Origin of the sequence: Variovorax sp. PMC12 (genome assembly GCF_003019815.1) — a bacterium.
Lineage (GTDB): Bacteria > Pseudomonadota > Gammaproteobacteria > Burkholderiales > Burkholderiaceae_C > Variovorax.
Genome location: NZ_CP027773.1, coordinates 1,169,115 through 1,192,844 on the forward strand (window position 1 = coordinate 1,169,115; position 23,730 = coordinate 1,192,844).

At 67.6% G+C, this 23,730-nt stretch carries 19 protein-coding genes and 1 tRNA gene; 7 read left to right on the plus strand and 13 right to left on the minus strand.

The window, feature by feature from the left end; translation table 11 throughout:
• The first annotated feature begins 166 nt into the window (after nt 1–166).
• Nucleotides 167–688, plus strand: coding sequence for a response regulator transcription factor (locus tag C4F17_RS05325; protein ID WP_159053603.1), 522 nt, complete (start codon nt 167–169; stop codon nt 686–688).
• Between the two features lie 153 nt (nt 689–841).
• A complete protein-coding gene (locus C4F17_RS05330) occupies nt 842–2,494 on the plus strand; it encodes an ankyrin repeat domain-containing protein (protein ID WP_106934538.1) in 1,653 nt (550 codons plus the stop codon).
• On the opposite strand, the gene C4F17_RS05335 is transcribed toward C4F17_RS05330, so the two are convergent.
• The 11 genes from C4F17_RS05335 to C4F17_RS05385 all read right to left on the minus strand — a co-directional run bounded on the left by C4F17_RS05335 (nt 2,485) and on the right by C4F17_RS05385 (nt 14,190).
• The gene (locus C4F17_RS05335; RefSeq protein ID WP_159053604.1) at nt 2,485–3,630 is read right to left on the minus strand and encodes a ribonuclease inhibitor; all 1,146 of its coding nucleotides are present in this window, start codon (nt 3,628–3,630) and stop codon (nt 2,485–2,487) included. The two genes, C4F17_RS05330 and C4F17_RS05335, sit on opposite strands and share 10 nt — an antisense overlap.
• A gap of 7 nt (nt 3,631–3,637) precedes the next feature.
• Nucleotides 3,638–4,960: an SDR family NAD(P)-dependent oxidoreductase gene (locus tag C4F17_RS05340; RefSeq protein WP_199851916.1), complete on the minus strand. Its 1,323-nt coding sequence runs from the start codon at nt 4,958–4,960 to the stop codon at nt 3,638–3,640.
• A gap of 68 nt (nt 4,961–5,028) precedes the next feature.
• A tRNA-Ala gene (locus C4F17_RS05345) sits at nt 5,029–5,104 on the minus strand.
• A gap of 170 nt (nt 5,105–5,274) precedes the next feature.
• The gene (locus C4F17_RS05350) at nt 5,275–6,282 is read right to left on the minus strand and encodes an LLM class flavin-dependent oxidoreductase (protein ID WP_106934540.1); all 1,008 of its coding nucleotides are present in this window, start codon (nt 6,280–6,282) and stop codon (nt 5,275–5,277) included.
• The gene (locus C4F17_RS05355) at nt 6,279–7,223 is read right to left on the minus strand and encodes an ABC transporter substrate-binding protein (protein ID WP_106934541.1); all 945 of its coding nucleotides are present in this window, start codon (nt 7,221–7,223) and stop codon (nt 6,279–6,281) included. The genes C4F17_RS05350 and C4F17_RS05355 overlap by 4 nt, the downstream gene beginning before the upstream one ends.
• Nucleotides 7,223–8,143, minus strand: a complete 921-nt coding sequence (locus C4F17_RS05360) for an ABC transporter substrate-binding protein (protein WP_106934542.1) — start codon at nt 8,141–8,143, stop codon at nt 7,223–7,225. The genes C4F17_RS05355 and C4F17_RS05360 overlap by 1 nt, the downstream gene beginning before the upstream one ends.
• A 43-nt stretch (nt 8,144–8,186) precedes the next feature.
• The gene (locus tag C4F17_RS33705) at nt 8,187–10,007 is read right to left on the minus strand and encodes an amino acid ABC transporter permease/ATP-binding protein (RefSeq protein ID WP_106934543.1); all 1,821 of its coding nucleotides are present in this window, start codon (nt 10,005–10,007) and stop codon (nt 8,187–8,189) included.
• Nucleotides 10,004–10,552: a GNAT family N-acetyltransferase gene (locus C4F17_RS05370; protein ID WP_106934544.1), complete on the minus strand. Its 549-nt coding sequence runs from the start codon at nt 10,550–10,552 to the stop codon at nt 10,004–10,006. The genes C4F17_RS33705 and C4F17_RS05370 overlap by 4 nt, the downstream gene beginning before the upstream one ends.
• A complete protein-coding gene (locus C4F17_RS05375; protein WP_106934545.1) occupies nt 10,552–11,889 on the minus strand; it encodes an LLM class flavin-dependent oxidoreductase in 1,338 nt (445 codons plus the stop codon). The genes C4F17_RS05370 and C4F17_RS05375 overlap by 1 nt, the downstream gene beginning before the upstream one ends.
• A 35-nt stretch (nt 11,890–11,924) precedes the next feature.
• The gene (locus C4F17_RS05380) at nt 11,925–12,929 is read right to left on the minus strand and encodes an LLM class flavin-dependent oxidoreductase (RefSeq protein ID WP_106934546.1); all 1,005 of its coding nucleotides are present in this window, start codon (nt 12,927–12,929) and stop codon (nt 11,925–11,927) included.
• Nucleotides 12,930–13,065: 136 nt separating this feature from the next.
• On the minus strand, nt 13,066–14,190 hold the full coding sequence (locus C4F17_RS05385; RefSeq protein WP_106934547.1) for a sensor histidine kinase: 1,125 nt from the start codon (nt 14,188–14,190) through the stop codon (nt 13,066–13,068).
• Nucleotides 14,191–14,682: 492 nt separating this feature from the next.
• On the opposite strand from C4F17_RS05385, the gene C4F17_RS05395 reads away from it, so the two are divergent.
• Nucleotides 14,683–15,423 (plus strand): Crp/Fnr family transcriptional regulator, encoded by a 741-nt coding sequence (locus tag C4F17_RS05395; RefSeq protein ID WP_106934548.1) that lies wholly within the window; start codon nt 14,683–14,685, stop codon nt 15,421–15,423.
• 128 nt (nt 15,424–15,551) lie between these two features.
• Nucleotides 15,552–16,265, plus strand: coding sequence for a Crp/Fnr family transcriptional regulator (locus C4F17_RS05400; RefSeq protein WP_106934549.1), 714 nt, complete (start codon nt 15,552–15,554; stop codon nt 16,263–16,265).
• 21 nt (nt 16,266–16,286) lie between these two features.
• Here C4F17_RS05400 and C4F17_RS05405 read toward each other — a convergent pair whose 3' ends face one another.
• On the minus strand, nt 16,287–17,228 hold the full coding sequence (locus C4F17_RS05405) for a LysR family transcriptional regulator (protein ID WP_081271585.1): 942 nt from the start codon (nt 17,226–17,228) through the stop codon (nt 16,287–16,289).
• Nucleotides 17,229–17,364: 136 nt separating this feature from the next.
• Here C4F17_RS05405 and C4F17_RS05410 point away from each other — a divergent pair, with 136 nt between their 5' ends.
• The 3 genes from C4F17_RS05410 to C4F17_RS05420 are packed head-to-tail and all read left to right on the plus strand — an operon-like array spanning nt 17,365 to nt 23,312.
• The gene (locus tag C4F17_RS05410) at nt 17,365–18,843 is read left to right on the plus strand and encodes a short-chain fatty acid transporter (protein WP_234382591.1); all 1,479 of its coding nucleotides are present in this window, start codon (nt 17,365–17,367) and stop codon (nt 18,841–18,843) included.
• Between the two features lie 16 nt (nt 18,844–18,859).
• A complete protein-coding gene (locus C4F17_RS05415; protein ID WP_106934550.1) occupies nt 18,860–22,327 on the plus strand; it encodes a molybdopterin-dependent oxidoreductase in 3,468 nt (1,155 codons plus the stop codon).
• 40 nt (nt 22,328–22,367) lie between these two features.
• On the plus strand, nt 22,368–23,312 hold the full coding sequence (locus C4F17_RS05420; protein WP_106934551.1) for an ornithine cyclodeaminase family protein: 945 nt from the start codon (nt 22,368–22,370) through the stop codon (nt 23,310–23,312).
• A gap of 32 nt (nt 23,313–23,344) precedes the next feature.
• Here the strand turns inward: C4F17_RS05420 and C4F17_RS05425 are convergent, their stop codons facing one another.
• Nucleotides 23,345–23,605, minus strand: coding sequence for a DUF1488 family protein (locus C4F17_RS05425; protein ID WP_106934552.1), 261 nt, complete (start codon nt 23,603–23,605; stop codon nt 23,345–23,347).
• Between the last annotated feature and the right edge of the window lie 125 nt (nt 23,606–23,730).

Genomic DNA, 23,730 nt, shown 5'->3' on the forward strand with positions numbered 1-23,730 from the left:
CTGCGCGCGGCGGCCTTAATTCATACGATCGGTTTCGCTTTGATTGGTGCGTGAACCGGCTCCCGGGTCACCGACTGCATCGAAGCGCTTTTGCTTCAAGATGCCGCCCTCTCCTTCCTTCGAAACCGTTGTCGCACACAGGCCACCGCCACCAGAACTCCATCTGGTGACCCAGCCCGACGAAGCCGAAACGCGCACCGCCAGCGCAGCGGCGGTCGCGAGTGCGTTGTGCCATCTGTTCACGAAAGCCAGCGAGCCGGAACTCGCGTCGTTGCTGCGTTCCATCGAACAGGGCGATGCATCGGCGGCGGCGCGGCTGGCGCACGAGATCCTCAGGCCCATCGCGTTCCCCTCGCAGGCACCACCGGCAACCGTGGATGCCGACGTCGAGGCCATGCAGCACTTTCAACCCGCGGAAGCGAACGCGCTGCTGTCCTCGCGCGAGCTCAAGGTGCTGTGGCTCATCTCGCGCGGCTGGAGCAACCGCGAGATCGCCGAAGCCACGCATCGCTCCATCAACACCATCGAGGCGCAGCTCAAGAGCATGTATCGCAAGCTGGGCGTGAAGTCGCGCACGCAGGCGATCCGCGAGGCGATGAAACATGGCCTTCTGATCTGGCGCTCGAACAGCGGCGATCCGTCGGCGATGGCGATGAACGACGCAGGCCCGGTCGGCCTGCGGGCCTGAACGCCGCGCTAAGATGCGGGCCGCGGTTGCAAGCCGCGCCCGGGCCCGCGGGAAGGGTTGAACCCACTTGCCTCCATGTGTTGCTGATTCATTCATCAGCCTTTTGTGCAGCCGGAATTACGGGTCCTCGGCGTCCGATGCACGGAGGTTTTCATGAAGCGCATTCCCGCACGGCCCGACCTGGGCCACCTGAAGAAGCAAGCCAAGGAACTGCTTGCTCTGTACCGGGCCGACGACCCCGGCGCCACCACTCGATTCCGCGACGCACTGCCGGCTGCCGCCGGCAAGAGCGATGCCGCGATCGCCTCGCTCGGCCTGCGGCTGCATGACGCGCAGTCGTGCGTTGCGCGCGAATACGGTTTTTCCTCCTGGGCCGACCTGCAGGGCTTCGTGCTCGCGCGCAGGGCACAGGCGGACGATCCCGCGAAGACGGTGCTGCATTGGTTGCGCTGCGTGTACGCGGGCGACATCGCCGGCGGCGCGGACCGCGCGAGGCCTGTAGTCGCCATTCGCCTGCTGGAAGAAAGCCCGGGCCTGCTGGGCGACGCCCCCTACCTCGCATGCGCCATCGGCGATGAAGCCGTTGTGCGCCGCGCGACGGCGCAAGACCCGGGCTGGATTCACCGGCCGGGCGGACCGCTCAAGCTGCCGCCGCTCGTCGCGGTCGCGCATTCCAGCCTGCTGACACTGCCGGCTTGTCGCGACGGCCTGCTGGCCTGCGCCCGGCACCTGCTCGAGGCCGGCGCCGATGCCAACCAGTCGGTCGGCAACCGCTGGCCGCCGGCAACGCTCGAGGCACCGGACGAGAGCGAGCGCCTTTCCGCGCTCTACGGCGCCGCCGGCCAGAACCGCGATGCCGAACTCACCCGGCTGCTGCTGCAGGCCGGCGCCGATCCGAACGACAACGAATCGCTCTACCACTCGCTGGAGAACGCGGCCTGCGTCGAGCTTCTGCTGAAGGCCGGGGCGCGCGTCACCGGCACGAACGCGCTGTATCGCGTGCTCGACCTCGATGCGCTCGAGTCACTGCGCCTGCTGCTCTCGCACGGCGGCGACGCCAACGAACCCGCCGGGAGTTCGCCCACGTCCGAATGGGGCACGCCGCTGCTGTGGGCCATCCGGCGCCGGCGCTCTCCTGCGCACATCGCGGCCTTGCTGGCCGCGGGCGCAAATCCTTCAGTCACTACGCCGGACGGCACCAGCGCCTGCACCGTCGCCCTGCGCTTCGGGCTGACGGAGGTTGCGCGGCTGCTGCAGCAGGCCGGCGGCGGATCGGCGCTGCCCGAAACCGAAGCCTTCGTCGCGGCCTGCGCACGGGCCGACGGAGCGGCCGCACGGCAGATGCTGGACAGCAACCCGAAGCTCATGGAAATGCTGTCGCAACCCCAGCTGCGGCTGCTGCCCGAGCTCACGGCCCAGGGAGGCTGCGACGATGCGGTGAAGCTCATGGTCGAACTCGGCTGGCCCGTCGCCGTGCGCGCCGGCGACTGGGACGGCTCGGCGCTCAACCACGCCGTGTTTCGCGGCAACGCAGCCCTCGCCCGTTTCCTGCTCGAACACGGCGCCAGCTGGGAAGAACGGCACGGCTTCGACGACAACGCCTGCGGTTCGCTGTCATGGGCCTCGGTCAATGAGCCGGTCGAAGGCGGCGACTGGGTCGGCTGCGCCGAAGCGCTGGTCGCGCACGGCCTGCCCGCGGCAAGGCCGGACCCTGCGGGCACTGACAGCGTGCTGATCGGTGCGCAGCGCTATCGGTTTTCGGAAGAGGTCACGGACTACCTGCTGGGCGCATCTGGTCAGCGATAGACGCTCTTGATCAGGGCTCGATCCGTCGGCACGTCGTCCCCGTGGGCAGCCCTGTTCAGTGCCAGGTGCTGCACCAGTGCTTCCGGCTGGCTGCCTTCCACGATCAGGCGGCCAAGCCACCGGCTGTGCAATGCAGCTTCCATCAACACCGATTGGCCACACTCGGTGATGCCGTTGCGCATGAGATCCAGCTTGCGCAATACGGGCGAAGCCCCGATCAGCCTGGCCGCGCAAGCTGCGCCCTCATCGCCCATCTGGTTGGCGGATGCGCCGAGTGCTTTGGCCGAAGCCGCATGGCCAAGATTGAGGGAAAGCAGGCTCGAACCCCGGGCCGCCTCGAAGAGTGCCCTGGCCCCATGGCTCCCGATACCGTTGCTCGCGAGTTCGAGCGTTTGCAAGGTGCTGTTCTCACGTAGGGCTTGCGCCAGTTCGATCGCGCCTGCGTCGCCAAGGTGATTCGCGCTTGCGTACAGTTCTTCGATCTGCGGCGCCTCGCGCAACAGCCGCGCAAGGTCCGCTGCCACCGCAGGCCCAAGCCCGTTGCCACTCAAGTACAGGCTTCGCAGGCCGTTGCCGCCCGCGCACAGTGCGTCGACCACCGCGCGCACACCCGCGCCGCGAAGATCGGTGTTGACCAGATCGAGCACTCGAAGATTTCGGTTGCCACGCAGCATGCGCGCGATGCTCTGCGCCCCTTCCGCCCCCAGCGGGTTGCGCTTGAGCCAGAGGCCTGTGACCTGCGGTGCCTGCGCCACCGCAACCGCCAGCTCGCCCGCGCCCTCGGGGCCGATGTTGTTGCAGCCCAGGTAAAGCACCTTGAGGTGCGCATTTGCGGCCGCCAACCTGGCGACCGCCCCCGCACCTGCATCGCCAATGGCGTCAGTGCCCAGCATGAGGCTGCGCACCCGGGTGTTGTGCCGAAGCGCCGCGACCAGCTGCAGGCAGTTGTCCGTGCCCAGGCTCTGCTTGCACAGATCCAGCCGGCCGTCGTCCAGCATGGTTCCGCGCGGAAAGCGCCGGCTGCCCTGCACGGCACTGTCGGCACTCAGGTGATCGAGCAGGGGCGTCAGCTCCCGCACCTCGCATGGCGTGATCGCAACGCGATGAACTGGGCAATGCACCGGGCTCTCGTCCATCCGCAGATCACCAGGCATAGGGTTCGTAGTCCTTGAGGAAATGCCCGAACAGCGGAGTGTCCGGCTCGTTGATACCGCGAGCGATCGGGTCGAACAGTCGGGCCATGCCGTCGACAACATCCAGCGGCGTATAGAAATGCCGCGCCTCGCGCGCGTGCATGGCCCGCGGGTAAGGCTTCTCGTCCGTCACCCAGCCGGTATCGACGGCGTTCATGTAGATGCCGTCGCGGGCCCACTCCTGGGCGCTGGTGCGCACCAGCATGTTCAGCCCAGCCTTGGCCATGTTGGTGTGCGGATGAAACTCCGTCTTGTCGATGCGGTTGAACTGCCCCTCCATCGCCGAGGCCTGCACCACGAAACGGCGGGGATATGCAGAACGCAGCAACGCCGGCCTGAGCCGGCTTGTCAGCAGGAAAGGGCTCACGGCGTTCACGAGCTGCACTTCCAGCAGTTCCAGCGTGGACACTTCGTGCAGCCGCTGAGACCAGGAATTTTCCGGCCGCTTGTCGAGCGCCTGACCGTCGCTGTCCAGCTCCTGCGGCGCGAAGTACTCGCCATAGCCCGGCAGCTGCCCCTGGTAGTTGCCCTTGGCCTCCAGCAGCCATGGCGTCGGCTCGGCAGCCATGAGCGCCGCATAGAACTCGCGAGGACGCTTGATGGTCTGGGCCGCGTTGTTGACGAGGATGTCGAGGTGCGGCAAACGCCGGCACAGCTCGTCGGCAAAAGCTTCCACCGACGGGATGTTGCGCAGGTCCAGGGCCTCCAGCGCAAGCCGGCTGCGCCACGTGTCGGCATCGGGCATCGCGAGGAATCGCTGAAGTGCATCCTTCGGGAAGCGGGTGGTGACGACGACGTCGGCGCCATCGCGGAGCAGGCGCAATGCGGTCTGAAAACCGATCTTCACCCGCCCGCCCGTCACCAACGCAACGCGCCCTCGCAGATCTGCACGTTGGGCTCGCTTGGCCCAGTTCTTCTCCGAGCAGCCGGGGCACAGCAAGTGATAGAAGTGATGCAGTTCGCCGTAGGGCTGCTTGCAGACATAGCAGCGCTGCAGCCGCAACAGCGCTCCGCTCGCGTTGGAAGAAGCGGAAGAATCCGGCAGTGCGGTCGCTCCCTCCTGTGCGCGCACCAGGCCGGTCCGCAGGCGTGCATCCTGCAATTGCGCGGCGGCCGTCGCCTGAAGCGCCTGTCGCTTGACGCGCTTGGACTGTCTCTGGATCTTGGCAACCAGTGTCTTGAAGCGCGGATGGTCGTCCATGCTGGAGGGATCGTCCGAGACTGCTTGCAACACCCGCAAGGCAATCGCCAGCTCTTCGTCCGTGAAGCCCACGTCTGGCAGACCATCGATCAAAAATCACTCCCCGGATGCGCATCGACCGTATCCACGCCGAATCCGCGTGGGGAAAACGAGCTGGATTTGAACCAGCGCTCCCCTCCTGCAAGGAGGATGTGCTTCCGCTACACCACCGCTCTCCGGCAGCGATTCTAAGAACGAATCCGCGGTGCTCTCGGCCGCGTGCGGCAAAAAAAAAGCGGGCCTCGCGAGCCCGCCCAAAAGTCGCCCACCGGGTTGCAGGAAGCACAGCCCGGCTCCGACTCACCTCGAACTCATTTCCACTCTTCCTCTCCCCCTCTTCCCTTGCTTCAAAGCGCGCGCCAGCCGAGTTCGGGCGCGATGCGCCGCGACAGGTCGCTCAATATCTGTTCGTACTCGTCGCCCGAAAAGTTGTAGGGCAGCTCCACCCGCAATTCGTGCACGTGCGGCAGCACCGGGTCTTTGCGCAGGCGCTCCAGGATCTCGTCGGCGGTACCCACGAGGTCGGTAGCGAACAGCGTGCGGCGCTCGCCCTGCGGTTCCAGCGTGCGCTCCACGCGGCCGGCCGCGAACGCGCGGTAGCGCTTGCGCGTGGCGGCATCGGCGCCGTCCAGGGGAACGATCACGCGGCCCAGCGCGATGCGGCCCCGGCGGGTGTCCGTCTCGCTCTGGCGGTAGCGCTCGACCAGGCCCAGCTGGGCATTCAGGAAGTCGCTGGTGGTCTCGCCCGAGAGCACATTGCCCAGCAGCAGGTTGAAGCCGTTGCGCCCCGCCCACTCCACCGAGCGCAGGGAGCCGCCGCCGTACCAGAGCCGGTCGACCAGGCCCGGCGCATGTGGCTGCACCCGCGGGCGCACGCGACCGCCTGCCGATTCGACGAAGGTCTCCTCGTCGCCCAGCCATGCATCTTCCAGGTTGGCCTTGAGCCGCCCGACCCGCTTGTGCGTGAAGTCGACGATGTTCGGCGCCGCGTCGTAGAAGCGGTTGCCCAGCAACGCGCCATGCAGAGGCGCACCCGCGCTCAGGCCCACCTGCAGCCGGCCGCGCGAAAGCACGTCGACCGTGGCCAGGTCTTCCGCGAGCCGGAACGGGTTTTCGTAGCCCATCTGGATCACCGCCGCGCCCAGCTCGATGCGGCGGGTGCGCTGCGTCGCCGCGGCCAGGAAAGTCGCGGCCGAAGACACGCCGCGCTCCAGGTGCCGCTGCCGTACCCAGGCACCGTCGAAGCCCAGCTTCTCGCCGAACTCGAACAGCTTCAGCGCGGCCTCGAAGCCGGCGTATGCATCGCCCTCGGCAAAGTTGCCGGGCGTCAGGAAGCCAAGGTGCCGGATGCTCACGGTGCGAACTTCGGCAGGCCGGGCGGGTTGGTCTCGGACTTGGGCAGGGCCTCTTCCGCGAGGCTCCAGCGCGCGAGCGCCTTCTCGTACAAGCCGTTGCGGATCAGCCCGTTGGCGGCCGCGGTCAGCGCCACGGCCAGGCCGCTGCCCTTGCGCGTGGCAATGGCCACGTCGGACTTCAGCGGCCAGCCCGCGTTCACCGTGCCGACCAGCCGGATCTGCCCGTTCTTCGCGGCCTCGTAGGCTTGCGGCGCGTTCGGGTTGAAATTGGCGTCGACCCGCCTGGTGACTACCGCCAGCGTGCGCGATACATCGTCGTCGTAATACTGCAGCTCGGCGGCTTTCAGGCCGGCCGCGAGGTTGCGCTTGTTCCACTCCAGCAGGATGCGTTCCTGGTTGGTGCCCGCGCCGGTCGTGATCTTCAGGCCCGCGATGTCCTTCGGCTCCTTGATCGACTTGATCGGGCTGTCGGCCTTCACGTAGAACCCGTGCAGGCCCAGCCGGTAGGTGGAGAAGTCGAACTTCTCCTTGCGCTGCTCTGTCACGCCCACGTTGGAGATCACCGCGTCGTACTTGCCCGAACTCAGGCCCAGAGGCCAGTCGGCCCAGGCGATGGGCTGCAGGTCGAGCTTCAGGCCCAGCGCGTCGGCGATGAGCAAGGCGAAGTCGGGGTCGAAGCCGACCACGGTCTTTGCGTCGCTCGCGTAGGTCGAGATGGGCGGCGCGAACGGCGCAATGGCAACGGTCAGCACGCCCTCCTTCACGAACTTGTAGTTCGGTGGAATGGCACGGACGGCCTCGGCGTCCCTGGCGGCGCGCGGACGGGCACTCTGCTCCGCGCTGAAGTCGAACTTTTCGGCGGCGTGCGCCATGTCAGTTGCCAGCGTGAATGCGCTCAGCGCGACAAGGCCACGGGCGATGTTCTTGAAATTCATGGTCATCAGTTCTTCGGCAGTCCGGGCGGGTTGGTGCGCGAGGCCTGAATGGCCTCGGATTCCAGGCTCCAGCGCGTGAGCGCCTTGGCGTAGTTGCCGTTCTTGATCTGCGCGTTGAGCGCCACGGTGATCGCCTCGGCAATGCCGGAGCCCTTGCGCGAGGTGACGGCGATTTCGGCGTTCAGCGGCCAGCCGCCGGAGAACACGCCAGCCAGCCGCGTCTTGCCGTCGCGCGCCTCGTAGGCCGCAATGGCGTTCGGCCCAACGTAGGCATCCGCCCGGCCGGATTGCAGCGCCAGGCGCTGCACCACATCGTCGTCGTAGTACTGGATGTCGACCGGCTTCAGCCCGGCCGCCAGGTTCTGCTTGTTCCAGCGCAACAGGATCTGCTCCTGGTTGGTGCTGGCGGCCACGATCACCTTCAGCCCCGCGATGTCCTTCGGCTCCTTGATGGCGCCCAGCTTGCTGTCGGACTTCACGTACACGCCGATCTGGTCGTTGCGGTAGGTCGAGAAGTCGAACTTCTCCTTGCGCTCCTCGGTCACGGTCACGTTCGACACCACCACGTCGAACTTGCCCGACTGCAGTCCCAGCGGCCAGTCGGCCCATGCGGTGGACACCAGCTCCAGCTTGCGCCCGAGGCTGTCGGCCACCAGCTGCGCGATGTCGGGCGCGTTACCCACCGGGGTCTTGGTGTCGGTCGCATAGGCCGCGAACGGCAGGCGGCCCGTGGTCGTGCCGACGACGAGCACGCCCTCCTTCAGGAACTTGAAGTCCTTGGCCAGCGCGACGACCTGCTCGATCTTTTGCGCGCGCGGCCGGCCTGCCTGCTCCGGGCTCAGGTCGGGCGCCGGTTGCGCGGAGACGGCCAGCGGGACCAGCAGCGCAGCGAGCAGAGCGGACAGGATGTTTCGTCGGTGGGTCATGAAGTGCGATGCAGTGAGAAAGGAAAGAAAGAAAAGAAAGGAATCAGAGAACCTTGGCCAGGAACTCGGCCGTGCGCGGATGTTCCGGCGCGTTGAACACCTTGTCGGGCGTGCCGGTTTCCAGGATGCGGCCGCGCTCCATGAAGACGATGTTGTCGGCCACCTCGCGGGCAAAGCCGATCTCGTGCGTCACGATGACCAGCGTGGTGCCCGAGAGCGCCAGCTCCTTGATGACGGCCAGCACCTCGCCCACCAGCTCGGGGTCGAGCGCCGAGGTGGGCTCGTCGAACAGCAGCACCTTGGGCTTGAGCGCCAGCGCCCGCGCGATGGCCACGCGCTGCTGCTGGCCGCCGGACAGCTGGCGCGGATAGGCGTGCGTCTTGTCGCCCAACCCGACGCGCACCAGCAACTCGGAGGCCAGTGCCTCGGCCTCGGCCCGCGAGAGGCCGCGCACCGACACCGGCGCCTCGACGATGTTCTCCAGCACCGTGAGATGCGGGAACAGGTTGAAGCTCTGGAACACCATGCCCACGTCGACACGGCGCTTGAGAATCTCTTTCTCGTGCAGCTCGTAGAGCGTGTCCGCGTCGCGGCGGTAGCCGATGAGCTCGCCGTCGATGGCGATGAAGCCGTCGTCCACGCGCTCCAGGTGGTTGATGGCGCGCAGCAGCGTCGACTTGCCCGAGCCCGATTGCCCGAGGATCACCGTCACGCTGCCTTTGCCCACGGTGAGCGTCACGTCGTCGAGCACCTTGAGCGCGCCGAAGCTCTTGGAAACGCCGTGGATCGTCACCTCGCCGCCCCGCGCGAGCGGGTCGGTCCAGCGCGGCACCTGCTCCGCGGCCTTTGCTGGAGGCGCTTCGACCCCGGGAGCCGCCTGCGGTGCCTTCGTGCGCCGCAGCCCGCGCAGCACTCCGCCCAGCCGGGAAGCCGGCGGATTTCGCAGCGCGCCGCGCGCGAAATGCCGCTCGATATAGTGCTGCGCCACCGACAGCACCGTGAGGATGATGAGGTACCACACCGTCGCCACCATCAGCAGCGGAATCACTTCCAGGTTGCGCCGGTAGATGATCTGGATCGTGTAGAACAGCTCGGGCAGCGCCAGGATGTAGAGGTTCGACGTGCCCTTGGCCAGCCCGATGATGTCGTTGAAAGCCGTCGGCAGGATGGTGCGCATCGCCTGCGGCAACACGATGCGGAACGACTGCCGCCGGCGCGACAGCCCCAGCGCCGCCGCCGCCTCCAGTTGCCCCTGCTCCACGGACAGGATGCCGCCCCGAACGATCTCCGACGCGAAAGCCGCCTGGTTCAGCGTGAGGCCGAGCAGCGCCGCCACGAAGGGGCTGATGAGCTGCGTGGTCGGATACGAGAAGAAGGTGACGTCGGTGCCCGGTATGCCCAGCGTCACCGTCTCGTACAGGTAGCCCAGGTTGTTGATGATCAGCAGCAGCACGATCACCGGCACCGAGCGGAAGATCCAGGTGAACACCCACGACAGCCGCGACAGCAGCGGCGAGCGGGACACCCGCGCCAGCGCCAGCGCGGTACCGAAGAAGAAACCTAAGAGCGCGCCCAGCGCCGTGAGCATCAGCGTGCGGCCGAGCCCTTGCAGCACCGGTTCGGCGAAGAACCACTCGGCGAAAACGCCCCAGCCCCAGCGCGGGTTGGTGAGTGTCGAATGCAGCACGATGCCGATGACCAGCAGCGCGAAGACGGTGCCGGCGGTGCGCGCCGGGTAGCGGGCCGGCACGACGCGGAAATGCGAGTAGTCGCCGTTGGCCGGTGCCGGCGTCGGGGCTACGGGTGCGACGCGCTGCGGTTGCGGCGCGTGGGCCGATGCGGTGTCTAGAACGGTCGTGTTCATCGCCGCGCCGCCTCTGCTGTTGCCGTGACGCGCGTGTTGGCAAGAACCCGTGAGGCGCCCACGTCGAGATGCTTCTCGAACGGCAGCTTGCGCGGCGTCTCCGGATCGTCCGGCGGTTCGAACAATGCGGTGTAGCCGTGGCCCAGGTACAGGCCCACGGCCTCGGGCTGGCGAAAGCCGGTCGTCAGATAGATGCGCTCGTAGCCCTGCCGCAGCACCTGCGCCTCCAGCTCCGCGAGCACCTTGCTCGCCAGGCCCTGGCGGCGCAACGCGCTGTCGGTCCACACGCGCTTCAGCTCGGCGGTGCGCTCGTCGTGACGCATGAATGCGCCGCCGCCGATGGCAACGCCGTCGCGCAGCAGCAGCACGAAGTTGCCACCATGCGATGGTGCAAACAGTTCTGGCGGATAGCGGTCCATCTCGCGCGGGGCACCCGGCTCGCGCAGTACGTCGCCGTAGCGGCTGTCGTACTCGAAGGCCAGGCCTTCGATCAGCGGCTTTGCGCGCGGGTCGAGCGGCGTGGTGCAGAGAAACTGTTCGCTCATCAGGCAGCCTTCCGTACTGCCGGCGTGCCTTGCTGCGCCTCGTAGCGGCTCGCCTTGCGCGGAAGTCCCAGGTGGTCGCGCAGCGTCTGGCCCGGCAGTTCGCGCTGGTAGCGCCCGCGCGCCTCCAGCGCCGGGATCACGAACTCGATGAAGTCGTCCAGCCCCTGCCCCAACACCGGAAAGCCGAGGATGAAGCCGTCGGCCGCGCCCTCGTCCACCCAGCGGATGATCTCGTCGGCAATGCGCTCGCCGCTGCCCACGAACTGCGTGCGCGGCGTTGCCACTTCCAGCGCCACTTCGCGCAGGGTCAGGCCCTTGGCTTTCGCGTTGGCCTTGATGCGGTCGGTGGTCGAGCGGAAGCTGTTGCGCCCGATCTCGCCGAGTTCGGGGAACGGCGCGTCCAGCGCGTACTGGCTGAAGTCGTGGTGGTCGAAGAAGCGGCCCAGGTAGGCCAGCGCTTCGTCGATGGTCAGCAGCTCGCGGATCAGCCGGTACTTGGCCTCGGCTTCTTCCTCGGTGGCCGCGACCACCGGGCCGATGCCGGGGTAGATCTTCACGTCGTCGACCTGCCGGCCTTGCGCCACCGCGCTGGCCTTTACCTCCCGCAGGAAGTTGCGCGTTTCGTCAAGCGAGGGCGAGTGGGTGAACACCGCGTCTGCGTATTTGCCCGCGAGGCCGACGCCCGCGTCCGACGAACCGGCCTGGAAGATCACCGGCTGCCCCTGCGCCGAGCGCTGGATGTTCAGCGGCCCCGCCACTTCGAAGAAGCGGCCCTTGTGGTCCAGCGTGTGCAGCTTCTCGCGGTCGAAGAACTGGCCGGTCTCGCGGTTGCGCACGAAGGCGTCGTCGTCCCAGCTGTCCCACAGACCCTGCGTCACGGCCAGGTATTCGTCCGCGATCTCGTAGCGCTGCGCGTGCTCCGGGTGCGCGCGGCTGTAGTTCCTGGCGCTGCCTTCCAGCGGCGTGGTCACCACGTTCCAGCCCGCGCGGCCGCCGCTGATGAGGTCGAGCGAAGCGAACTGGCGCGCCACGGTGAACGGGTCGCTGTAAGAACTGGAGACGGTGCCCGCGAGACCGATCTTCGAGGTCACGGCCGCGAGCGCCGAAAGAATCGAGATCGGCTCGAAGCGGTTCAGGAAATGCGGGATCGATTTCTCGTTGATGTAGAGCCCGTCCGCCACGAAGGCGAAGGCGATGCCCGCCGCCTCCGCCTTCTGCGCGGTGCGCACGAAGAAGCCGAGGTTGACGCTGGCATCGGCCGGCCCGCCCGGATGCTTCCAGGAGTTCATGTGGCTGCCGGCCCCTTGCAGCATGACGCCGAACTTGATGTTGCTCATGACGATCGCTCTTGTTGTTTGATGGAGGAAAAGGCTCAGGCCGGCACCGTCTCGCGCGCCCTGGCCAGCAGCTCGACCGAGGCGTGGCGGGCCGCGAAATCGGCGACGGGAATGTCGATGACGAACTCCTCGATGCCGAAGCGCTCGCTCAATGCATCGAGCGCATCGCGCACCTCTTCGCCGGTGCCGGCAATCACATGCGGGCGGCGCTCCTCGGTGCGGTAGTCGCTCACGCCGGCCTGCCGCGCGAACTCCGCTGCGGCCTCGAGGCTGGGCAGGTTGACGGTCTGGCCCGTGGGCAGGTGCACGCGAAAGCTGCGCAGCGCGCCCACCAGTCGGGCGGCCTCCTCGTGCGTCTCGGCCGCAAAGGCGAAGAGCGCTAGCAGCGGCGCACGGCCGGCGCGCTCGCGGTAGGCCTCGACCGACTGCGCAAGGTTCACCGGGTCGCCGTTGAAGTGCCCCGCATAGACGAATTCCCAGCCGAGCTGCGCCGCGAGCACCGCGCTCTCGGGGCTGCCGCCGAGCAGCACGCGCTGCGGCAGTTGCGGCGGGTTGGGCGTAGCCACAGCGCCGGCCAGCGCATGGCCACTGGCCACGCCGTCGTGCAGGAAGGCATCGAGCTCGCTGAGCCGCACCGCAAAGTCTTCGTGCCTGCGGACCGGGTCGTGCAGCCACTGCAACGCCTTGCTCGTGAGCGGCAGGCCGCCAGGCGCCTTGCCGATACCCAGGTCCACGCGGCCGGGCGCCAGCGAGGCCAGCACGCGGAAGGTTTCTGCCACCTTGAACGGGCTGTAGTGCTGAAGCATGACGCCGCCCGTGCCGATGCGGATGAGCGAGGTCTTCGCGAGCAGGTGCGATGCCAGCACCTCCGGCGCCGAGCCTGCATAGTTCCTGTTGCCGTGATGCTCGGCGAGCCAGTAGCGGCGGTAGCCCAGCCGCTCCGCGCTCTGCGCCAGCGCGATGGTGTGCTGGAACGCCTGGGCGGCGTTCGCGCCTTCAGGGATCAGGCTCTTGTCGAGCAGGGACAGCGAGTAGGACACGGTGTGCGGCGGGAGACGCCCTTGAAAGAATTGCTGCGAATTCTCCCGGGCATGGCGCGCACCGTTTGCGCTGAATTTCTATATCGATATCTGCTGGATGCCCGGTCGCCAGCCACCGATGGCAGTCACGGCAAGGCTAGTGAAGCGGGTGCCGGGGCAGGCTGATGGTGAAGACGCATTCCGATCCCGGCACGTCGCGCACCGTCAATGTGCCCTGGTCGGCTTCGATGCTCTGCCGGGCGATCGACAGCCCGAGGCCCAGGCCGGCCCTGCTGTCGTCGTTGGGCTTGAAAGGCACGAACATCTTTGCGACGCCGCCGGGCGGCAGGCCTCCGCAATGGTCTTCCACGTCGATGTGCACGTGGTCGCCGAAGGCGTATGCATTCAGCGTGACCAGCGAGTTGTGTCGCGTGAACTTGAAGGCGTTCTGCAGCAGGTTGGCCAGGGCCGCGTGCAGCAGTTCGCGGTTGGCCAGAACCCCGAGCAAGGGGTCCACGGCGCGTACTTCGAAGACGCTGCCTTCGGTGCTGGCGTCGAGCCGCGCCGCGACCTCGACGTCTGCGATGAACGCCGCCACAGGGAAAAGCTGGCGCTGGTCGGAGCCCTCGGCCCGCACTTCCGCGGTGGCCCTGCCGATCAACAGGCCGAGCGTGGAAAGGCTGCGCTTCAGGACCGCACCGGTAGCGCCGCCGATCGGCATGTTGCCCAGCTCGAGCGCCCGAACGGCGAGAGTGGCGGTGCCGAGCGCGTTGCGCAGTTCGTGAACCAGAAAGCCCAGCCGCTGCTTCTCGAACGCCGTTCGCTGTACAGCCAGTTGGGCATCGCGCTGAAAGCTGAACTCGGTGACGGCATCCGCAATGGCGTTGTCCAGGCAGCGGTTCAGCGTACGAAACTCGGCCACGGCAAAAGGCGCGTTGCGCTCGAATGCCAGGTCGGTGATCGCCTGGCAAAGATCGCCGTAGTCGTGAACCACCTGGTCGACCGTGTAGCCGAGGTCCAGCAGCGCCTTGCCGTGCGCGGTGGCGCTCAACCCTATTTCGGACAGCGCGCGCGAGTCTCCGCCTGAGGGGCCCGAAATGGCGATGCTGGCAGCCTCGTTGTCATCGCTCTCCGCCGCCAGTGTTCGCGTAAGCTGGTCCAGGAACATCGGCACACCGTGGGCCAATTGCTGCTCCGTTGCCGCACGCTGGTGGCGTTGGGCGACCTTCAATTTGCACCTGGCGACCAGTTCGTCGCGGTTGCCGAAAAGAAAACGATGCATATACGGTGCTCCTGGCGAATTGCGACCGGCCTCGGGCCTGAGGAGCCTGGGCGTCCAACGCGGCGGCAAACCACCGGAAGATGTTGCAGCGCCTGTTGCCCAGCCGCACGAACAGATAGCCGGACTCCGCATTGCCCAGAGCATCCACCGGAATACCGGCGCAGCGCAGCGCCGCCATCTCGTCGTCCGAGGCGATGTCCAAAGGCAGCCTGAGCGTCACCGTAGCCGTGTGCATGAATCTCTTGACCATGGCCAGGCTCAGTGCCTTCCGGTCGAGGCGGCCCGGAACTTCCGGGGGGTCGTGGTTTGCATGTCGAAGTCCTCCTGGACAGCAGTGGCGGGCATTCACGCTAACCATAAAGAAGCACTTGCACCGTTCGCCAGCGCACCGAACGGCCTCCAAAAATGAATAATCGGTGTTCTGTACGCCACCGCACAGACACACGGGACTGCACCGCGGAATCATGTGAACTTTAGAAGGCCACTCCAGTCATGGCATTGCTCCCGCGTTCGTCCTCTCCGCCTGCCGCCACCGCGCGAAATGGCCTGCTGGAAGTCATCCCGCCTGACGTGGTGGCCCGGATGAAGCCTTTCCTGGAACTGGTGCAGTTGAGCCTGGGCGAGGTGCTCTATGAGTCGGGCGCGGTCCAGCAGCACGTGTTCTTTCCGATCGACTGCATCGTCTCGCTGCTGTATGTGCTGGAGAACGGGCAGTCCGCGGAAATCGCCGTGGTCGGCTTCGAGGGCATGGTGGGGGTGTCGCTGCTGATGGGCGGGGGCAGCACGCCCAACCGCGCGGTGGTGCAGAGCGCCGGCCGTGCCTTTCGCCTGGGCGCGAGCCACATCAAAGAGCTGACTGACAAGGGCGGCCCGCTGCTGCACCTGCTGCTGCGCTACACCCAGTCGCTCATCACGCAGATGTCGCAGACGGCCGTATGCAACCGGCACCACTCGCTGGAACAACAGCTGTGCCGGTGGTTGCTGCTCAGCCTGGACCGCCTGCCGGGCAACGAGCTGGTGATGACGCAGGAGCTCATCGCCAACATGCTCGGCGTGCGCCGCGAAGGCGTGACGGAGGCCGCGGGCAAGCTGCAGCGCCTGAACCTGATCAAGTACGCGCGCGGCCACATCACGGTGCTCGACCGCAGCGGGCTGGAGCGGCAGGTGTGCGAGTGCTACGAAGTGGTCAAGCGCGAGACCGACCGGCTGCTGCCCCAGCCGCCGGCCATCTGAGCCTGGGCGCGCGCGTGGGTGCGGCGGCGCACAGAGAGCGGCGCACCGGCAGGCAAGAATGCGTCGGCCGCCGCTTTCCTCGCAGCGCGTGCGCTCCTGGCTCTTTCCTCTCATCGACAGGCAGCTACTTGACATCTGATCCGTCGACCCCCGTGCTCAACCGGCTGCTCCAGGCCTTGCCGCCTTCGGACCGCGCGCGCCTGCTCGCGCGCTGCGACCAGGTGCAGCTGGTGGCCACGCAAGTGCTGTATGAACCGGGTGACGCCATCCGGCACGTTCACTTCCCCACCACCGCCTTCGTGTCGCTGGTGTCCACCGCCGACGGGCACGACGGCCTGCAGACCGGCATGGTGGGCAACGAGGGTGTGCTGGGCTACGAGCTGTCGCTGAACGCGCAGCGCGCGCCGCTGCGCACCCTGGTGCAGGGGGACGGCCTCGCATGGCGGCTCTCGGCGAAATCGTTCGAACAGGAACTGGCGGACAGCACGCCGCTCAGGCGCGTGCTCCACCGGTACGTGTGCGTGCTGCTGGCCGAATTCGGCCGCTCGGGGCTGTGCCATCAGTTCCACCAGATCGAGGAGCGCCTGGCGCGCTGGCTGCTCACCACGCAGGACTGCGCGCATTCGGCGCACCTGGCGCTCACGCACGAGGTGCTGGGGCGCATGCTGGGCGTGCGGCGCGTCGGCATCACCAACGCTGCGACCGCACTGCACACGCGCAGCCTCATCGACTACCGCCGCGGCGTCATCACCATCACCGACCGCCAGGGGCTGGAGAACGCGGCCTGCGACTGCTACCGCGCCAACCGGCGCAGCTATTCGGACCTGATTGCCGCGGGATAGCCGAAGGCCCCGTCGGTCCATTCACTGCGGCTCATCGTCCATGCGCGGCTGCGACTCCCTCGTCAGGGTCTTGGCCAGCAGCCGCAAGGTGCTTGCGCAGGCCGAGGTGGCCTCGGAAAGAACGGCTCCGCGCCGGTAGGCCAGGCCCAGGTCCATCGAGGGCACCGCGCTCGACACCACCGTCCTGCGGATTCGCCCGCCATCGTGAGACCAGGGGCGAAACACCAGGTCGGACAGGATGGTCACGCCCACGTTCTGCGCGACGAGGCTGCGCACGGCCTCGATCGATTTGGTGCGGAACACGACCTTGGGCTCGAGCTTCATCGCGCCCCAGTAGCGGCCCACGGTGTCCACGTGCTCGTCCATGTCCAGCAGCACGAAGGGCAACTGGGCGATCTCCCGCAGCGGCACCGACTTCTGCGCCACCAGCGGATGGTCGAACGAGGTCCACAGGCGGCGCTGCGACTTCAGCAGGTTCTCGCGCCGGATGTCCGATGCGCGAGAGAGGTTCGACACCAGCACCACGGCCAGGTCGAACTCGCCGCTGCGCAGGCCGTCCTCGATCTCGAGCCGGTTGCGCTCCACGGGCTCGAACTCGACCAGCGGCAGTTGCCTGCGCATCGCGCCGATGATCTTCGGCAGCATGTATTCGGACACCGTGTCTGTAATGGCGATCTGCACCCGCCCCTCGACCGAGGACACCGAGTTGCGCGTTTCCTCCACCGCCGCGTCGAGCGTGTGCAGCATGTGCTCCGCGTGCCGAAGAAAGCCCTCGCCCTGCACCGTGAGCCGCAGCCCGTCCGCGTGCCGCGTGAAGAGCTGCACCTTCAGCGTGGACTCGAGGTTCTTGAGCGAAGTGGTCAACGACGGCTGGCTCACATAGCAGCGCTGGGCCGCCCGGGACACCTGGCCCGTGTGCGCGGCAGCCACGAAGTGCTGCAGCTGCTTGATGGTTATCGACATAGATACGTCCTATATCGCTCTATTGAAAATAGATATTATGAATTGTCGATGGTAGTTCCTAACATCCGGGCACCACGCCATGTCAGGCGTGTGACGAGGACGCCGCCCGTTCCATCAGCAGTAGGACGAAAAACCCATGCCATCGACATCGCAGACATCCGCCGGCCCCGGCGCCCGCACTCCCGTACCCCAAGACGCCCCGTCCGATGCGGGGCTGTTGAGCCGCCTGGGCCTGCGCTTCACGGCCTGGGCCGAGCGCTGGTTCCCCGATGCCTTCGTGTTCGCGGCCATCGCCGTGGTGGTGGTCGCGGGCGCCGCTCTGCTGAACGGGTCCAGCCCCCAGGCGGTGGCCAAGTCCTTCGGCGACGGCTTCTGGAGCCTCATTGTTTTCACGATGCAGATGGCGCTGGTGGCCATCGGCGGCTATGTGGTGGCGACCTCGCCGCCGGCCGCGCGGCTCATCCGCAAACTGGCCGCGCTGCCCGTGTCGGGGCGCCAGGCCATCGCGTACGTGGCGGCGATCAGCATGATCCTGTCGCTCTTCAACTGGGGCATTTCGCTGATCTTCAGCGCGCTGTACGTGCGTGCGCTGGCCGGCCGCCTCGACCTGCGCATGGACTACCGCGCCGGCGGCGCGGCCGCCTACCTGGGCATGGGTGCGACCTGGGCGTTGGGTCTCAGTTCGTCGGCGGCGCAGTTGCAGGCCAACGCCAGCAGCCTGCCCAAGAGCATTCTTGACATCACCGGCGTGATTCCGTTCAGCCAGACCATCTTCCTGTGGCAGTCGGTCGTCATGGCGCTGGTGCTGATGGTCGTGTCGGTGGCCATCGCGCTGTGGTCGGCGCCCGACGCGAAGAACGCGGTCACGGCGCAGGACCTGGGCGTGGACCTCACGGAAGCCAGGCCGGCCGTCACCGATTCCGCCACGCGCCGCCCCGGCGAGTGGTTCGAACGCAGCCCGTTGCTCACGCTGCTGCTGTGCGCGCTGGGCTTCGGCTGGCTGGCGCAGGAGTTCATGGCCAAGAGCCCGCTGATCGCGATCTCGGGCCTCAACACCTACAACCTGCTGTTCCTCATGATCGGGCTGCTGCTGCACTGGCGCCCGCGCAGCTTCCTCGACGCGGTGTCGCGTTCGGTGCCGTCGACGGCGGGCGTGATCATCCAGTTTCCGCTGTACGGTGCCATCGCGGCCATGCTGACCGCCGCCAAGGGCGCCGGAGGCATCACGCTGTCGGACCGCATCGCGCACCTGTTCGTGAGCATCTCCAACGTCGACAGCTTCGCGGTGGTGATGGGCGCGTATTCCGCCTTGCTGGGCTTCTTCATTCCCTCGGGAGGCGGCAAGTGGATCATCGAGGCGCCTTACGTCATGCAGGCGGCCAACGACCTGAAGGTGCACCTGGGCTGGGCCGTGCAGGTCTACAACGCGGCCGAGGCGCTGCCCAACCTGATCAACCCGTTCTGGATGCTGCCGCTGCTGGGCGTGCTCTCGCTGAAGGCACGCGACATCGTGGGCTTCACTTTCCTGCAGCTGCTGGTTCACGCACCGCTGGTGCTCTTCATGCTCTGGTTCTTCGGCCGCACGCTGAGCTACGTCGCGCCGGTGATTCCCTGAGCCAGTCGGGTTCCGGATGCAAGTGACGACGACAACCCCGGCAACGCAAACCCGGCAGGGCTACTGCACGCTCTGCCGCTCCCGCTGCGGCACCCTCAACGAGGTGCGCGGCGACATGCTGGTATCGGTACGGCCCGACCCCTCGCACCCTACCGGGCAGGCGATGTGCATGAAGGGCAAGGCCGCGCCCGAGCTGGTGCACAGCCCGCACCGCCTGCGCTACCCGATGCGCCGCACCAGGCCCAAGACCGAAGCGGACCCGGGCTGGGTGCGCATCCGCTGGGACGAGGCGCTGGCCGAGACCGCGCAGCGCCTGGGCGCCATCAAGGCCGAGAGCGGCGCCGAGTCTGTGGTGTTCGCCGTGACCACGCCCAGCGGCACGCCGCTGACGGACAGCATCGACTGGATCGAGCGCTTCGTGCGCCTCTTCGGCAGCCCCAACATCTGCTACGCGACCGAAGTCTGCAACTGGCACAAGGACTTCGCGCACGCCTTCACCTTCGGCTGCGGCATGCCCGCGGCCGACTACGCGCAGGCCGAACTGATCGTGCTGTGGGGCCACAACCCCGCCAACACATGGCTGGCACAGGCCAATGCCATCGGCCGGGGCCGCGCGAACGGGGCGAAGATGGTGGTGATCGATCCGCGCCCCACGGCGCTCGCGCGGCAGGCCGACAGCTGGCTGCCCGTGCGGCCCGGCACCGATGCGGCGCTGGCGCTGGGGCTGATCCACCTGCTGATCGCGGACGCGCGCTTCGACGAAGACTTCGTGCGCGCGTGGACCAATGGCCCGTTGCTGGTGCGCGGCGACAACGGGCACTTCCTGCGCGAGCGTGACCTGTGGCCCGATGCCGAGGGCGACCGCTTCGTGGCGTGGAACGACAGACTGGACTGCGCCGTGCCTTACGACACCGCACAGGCGGCGCAAGCCCAGGACGCAGCCCACTTCCGCCTGCGCGGCGCGGTCGAGATCGACATGGGCGCACAGCGCCTGTCGTGCGCTCCGGCTTTCGAGCTGCTGGCCCAGGGCTGCGCCGCCTATGCGCCGCAGGATGTCGAACGCATCACCGGCGTTGCCGAAGCCTCACTGCATGCGGTCGCCGAACTTTTCGGCACATGCCGCCGCGTGGCCTATCACGCCTGGACCGGCATCGGCCAGCACACCAACGCCACACAGGCCGAACGCGCGGTCGCCACGCTGTATGCGCTGTGCGGCAGCTTCGACCGCATCGGTGCGAACCGCGTTCGTGTCGGTCCGCGCGTCAACGCCGTCAACTCGCTTTCGCTGCTGCACGACGGGCAGCGCGCCAAGGCGCTGGGCCTGGCGGAGCGCCCGATCGGGCCTCCCTCTCACGGCTGGGTGACGGCGCGCGACACCTACCGCGCGATCCTCGAAGGCGAGCCTTACAAGGTGCGCGCGATGATGGCCTTCGGCACCAACCTGCCCGTGTCCCAGGCAGACACCGCGCTCGCACACCGGGCGCTTTCGCAGCTCGAATTCCACGTGCACTGCGACTTGTTCGAGACACCCGCCGCCCGCTACGCCGACATCCTGCTGCCGGTCAACACGCCATGGGAGCGCGAAGGCCTGCGCATCGGCTTCGAGATCGACGACCGCGCGGCCGGCTGGGTGCAGTTGCGCCAGCGCATGGTTGCGCCGCGCGGCGAATCGCGCTCGGACAACGACGTGGTCTTCGAACTGGCCACCCGCCTCGGCATGGGTGACGGCTTCTTCGGCGGCAGCCTCGACGCCGGCTGGAACCACATGCTCGAGCCGCTGGGCCTCACGGTCGACCAGTTGCGCGCGCGGCCCGAAGGCATTGCCTGCGCCATCGACGCGAGCGAGCAGAAGTTCGCCCGCGCCATGCCCACTGGCGTGCGCGGCTTCGACACCCCGACGCGCCGCGTCGAGCTCTATTCCGAAACCCTGCTGCGCCACGGCCAGCCGCCGGTCGCCACCTTCGTCGAACCGTCCGACACGCCGCGCGACGCGAATGCCACGCGCCAGGGCCGCTTCCCCTATGTGCTGAGTTCGGCCAAGAACGGTTTCTATTGCCACAGCCAGCACCGCAGCCTGCCTTCGCTGCGCAAGCGCGCGCCCGATCCGGTGGCCGAACTGAGCCCTGCGCTGGCGGCGGCAAAGGGCATCTTGGAGGGCGACTGGGTGCGCATCCGCACGCGCGTGGGCGAGGCGCGCTTCGTCGCACGCGTCACGCCCCAGTTGGCGGACGACGTCATCGTGGCCGAATTCGGCTGGTGGCAGGGCTGCCCCGAGCTCGACCGCGACAGCCTGCCGATCGAGGGTGCGCTGGGCAGCAACTTCAACGCGCTCATATCCGCCGACAGCTGCGACCCGGTGAGCGGTTCAGTGCCGCATCGCTCCTTTCTCTGCGACATCGAACGCGACCCGGCTACCGGAACGCGGCAGCGCAAGTGGACCGGCTACCGTCCCTTCCGCATCAGCGAGCTGCGGCCCGAGGCAGAGGGCGTGCTGGGCATCCACTTCGAGCCGGCCGACGGCGGCGAGCTGCCCGACTACCGCCCCGGCCAGCACGTCGAGATGCAGCTGCATCTCGACGATGGCACGCAAGTCACGCGGGCCTACTCGCTCACGGGAGCGGCCGAGGTGCCGGGCCGGCGCAGCTACAGCGTGGCCGTGCGTCACCAGCGCGGCCACTCGGCCGAGGGCACGCCGTACGAGGGGCGCGTGTCGAGCCACCTGCATCGCGCGCTGAAGGTCGGCGACACCCTTGCGCTGCGTGCGCCGTCAGGCGGCTTCGTGCTGCCGCGCCGCTCGCCGCAACCGCTGGTCTTCTTTGCGGGCGGCATCGGCATCACGCCCTTCGTCAGCCTGCTCGAATCATTGCCCGATGGCGCTCAGGAGCCTGTCATCTGGCTCTACTACGCCAACCAGAACGGCACGACGCACGCCTTTCGCGAGCGCATTGCGCAGCACCGCGCACGGCTGCCGCAGTTGCGGGTCATCGACCACTACAACGCGGCACAGCCGCAGGAGCGCATGGGCATCGACTACCAGTCGGACCGCTACATCGACGCGAGCGTGGTGGACGATGCGCTGATCGCACAGCGCGCCCGCTTCTACATGTGCGGCCCGCCCGCCATGATGGACGCCGTGACCGCCGGACTGGTGGCGCGGGGCGTTCCGCGCTTCGACATCTTCAGCGAGGTATTCCGCTCGCCAGCCGTGCCGCCCACCGATGGCGACCAGTGCTTCACGGTCAGTTTCGCGCGCTCGGGCCATGCCCCCGTGACATGGACGCCCAGGCAGGGCACGCTGTTGAACTTTGGCGAATCGCTCGGCCTGCGGATGGCCAGCGGCTGCCGCGTGGGCCAGTGCGAGAGCTGCGCCGTGCGCCTGTTGGCAGGCAAGGTCCGCCACCTGCACGGCAGCGAGCCTGAAGACCCGTCCACGTGCCTGACCTGCCAGGCCGTCCCCCTCGAAGACGTGGTGCTCGATGCATGACTGCAGGCACTTCCTTCCACTCGATTCCATCCGCAACCTCATGAAAATCATCGATACGGAAAGCACCCGCCGTGCCCTGCCCTTCGACCGCCTGATTCCCGCACTTCGGGAAATGTTCGTTGCCGGCTGCGAGGTGCCTTTGCGGCACACGCATTCGCTCCAGGCCGATGCGGAAGGCCCGCCCCGCACCGTGCTGGTCATGCCGGCTTGGCAGCATGACCGCTACCTGGGCATCAAGACCGTGACCATCTTCCCGGGCAACGCACAGCGCGGCCTGCCAGGGCTTTTCTCGACCTATGTGCTGTACGACGCAAGCACGGGCCAGCCGCTGGCGCAGATCGACGGCAACGAGATCACTTCACGGCGCACCGCCGCGGCATCGGCACTGGCCGCGTCCTATCTCGCACCCGCCGATGCGCGCAGCCTGCTGGTCGTGGGCTGCGGGCGTGTCGGCAGTCTCATTCCCGACGCATACCGGGTCGTGCGCCCCATCGAACGCGTCGTGGTGTGGGACCGCGACGAATCTGCGTCGAAGGCGCTCGCTGCGCGGCTGTGCGCGCAGGACATCGAGGCGAGCGTCGCGCCTGACCTGGCCAAGGCGGTAAACGAAGTCGACGTCGTGAGCTGTGCCACGCTCGCCACGCAGCCGCTGGTGCAGGGTGCGTGGCTGCGGCCGCGCAGCCACCTCGACCTGATCGGCAGCTTCACGCCGCAAATGCGTGAAGCCGACGATGCCTGCTTTGCGGGTGCACGAGTTTTTGTCGATACGCAGGAAGCGTTGCAGAAGAGCGGCGAACTGCTCGGGCCCATGTCGCGCGGCGTGCTCGCCGCCGCGGATGTGGCCGGGGAACTGGCCGATCTTGCCGCGGGCAGGATTCAGGGGCGAGCCGAGGGCGACGGGCGGACGGTCTTCAAGGCTGTCGGTACCGCGCTGGAAGACTTGGCTGCCGCGGTGCTGATCTACGAAGCTTCCGATTCGAACTGAGGCACTTGGCGTCGCCTCGCTCCAAAGCCTCTTCAGCCCTCGGCGACGCGCATGTCGTACTCGCGCAGCATCACGGGCTCCATCGCGCCCTGGGCCAGCCGCCGGCGCACTGCCGCTTCTATCTCCGGCACATGCCGCCCGAAGGTCTCAAGCGAATCGGCGCCCTCCGCGGCGCCGAAGTGGTAGCGCAGCGCCTCCCGGCCGATGCTCGCGCTGACGTGGTTGCCGCCTTCCACCCCCACCCAGAAGCGGACGGTGCCGGAGGCATCATGGAAGTAGGGAGCGTCGGACATCTTGGGGGGCCTTTCTTGCGGGCAGTCATGGCGCAAGGGCTGCCGGAGCAAGCCGAGGCGTGGCGCACTGTGGCAGGTACGCGGCCTCCGGTCTGTGCGGTAGCGCTCCGAAGTGCCGGTTTCGG

What these genes read in the sequence shown, in the direction of transcription:
- C4F17_RS05330 (WP_106934538.1), top strand. Translation starts at nt 842, where the DNA reads ATGAAGCGCATTCCCGCACGGCCCGACCTGGGCCACCTGAAGAAGCAA.
- C4F17_RS05335 (WP_159053604.1), bottom strand. Translation starts at nt 3,630, where the DNA reads ATGGACGAGAGCCCGGTGCATTGCCCAGTTCATCGCGTTGCGATCACG.
- C4F17_RS05355 (WP_106934541.1), bottom strand. Translation starts at nt 7,223, where the DNA reads ATGACCATGAATTTCAAGAACATCGCCCGTGGCCTTGTCGCGCTGAGC.
- C4F17_RS05360 (WP_106934542.1), bottom strand. Translation starts at nt 8,143, where the DNA reads ATGACCCACCGACGAAACATCCTGTCCGCTCTGCTCGCTGCGCTGCTG.
- C4F17_RS33705 (WP_106934543.1), bottom strand. Translation starts at nt 10,007, where the DNA reads ATGAACACGACCGTTCTAGACACCGCATCGGCCCACGCGCCGCAACCG.
- C4F17_RS05370 (WP_106934544.1), bottom strand. Translation starts at nt 10,552, where the DNA reads ATGAGCGAACAGTTTCTCTGCACCACGCCGCTCGACCCGCGCGCAAAG.
- C4F17_RS05375 (WP_106934545.1), bottom strand. Translation starts at nt 11,889, where the DNA reads ATGAGCAACATCAAGTTCGGCGTCATGCTGCAAGGGGCCGGCAGCCAC.
- C4F17_RS05385 (WP_106934547.1), bottom strand. Translation starts at nt 14,190, where the DNA reads ATGCATCGTTTTCTTTTCGGCAACCGCGACGAACTGGTCGCCAGGTGC.
- C4F17_RS05395 (WP_106934548.1), top strand. Translation starts at nt 14,683, where the DNA reads ATGGCATTGCTCCCGCGTTCGTCCTCTCCGCCTGCCGCCACCGCGCGA.
- C4F17_RS05405 (WP_081271585.1), bottom strand. Translation starts at nt 17,228, where the DNA reads ATGTCGATAACCATCAAGCAGCTGCAGCACTTCGTGGCTGCCGCGCAC.
- C4F17_RS05410 (WP_234382591.1), top strand. Translation starts at nt 17,365, where the DNA reads ATGCCATCGACATCGCAGACATCCGCCGGCCCCGGCGCCCGCACTCCC.
- C4F17_RS05415 (WP_106934550.1), top strand. Translation starts at nt 18,860, where the DNA reads ATGCAAGTGACGACGACAACCCCGGCAACGCAAACCCGGCAGGGCTAC.
- C4F17_RS05420 (WP_106934551.1), top strand. Translation starts at nt 22,368, where the DNA reads ATGAAAATCATCGATACGGAAAGCACCCGCCGTGCCCTGCCCTTCGAC.
- C4F17_RS05425 (WP_106934552.1), bottom strand. Translation starts at nt 23,605, where the DNA reads ATGTCCGACGCTCCCTACTTCCATGATGCCTCCGGCACCGTCCGCTTC.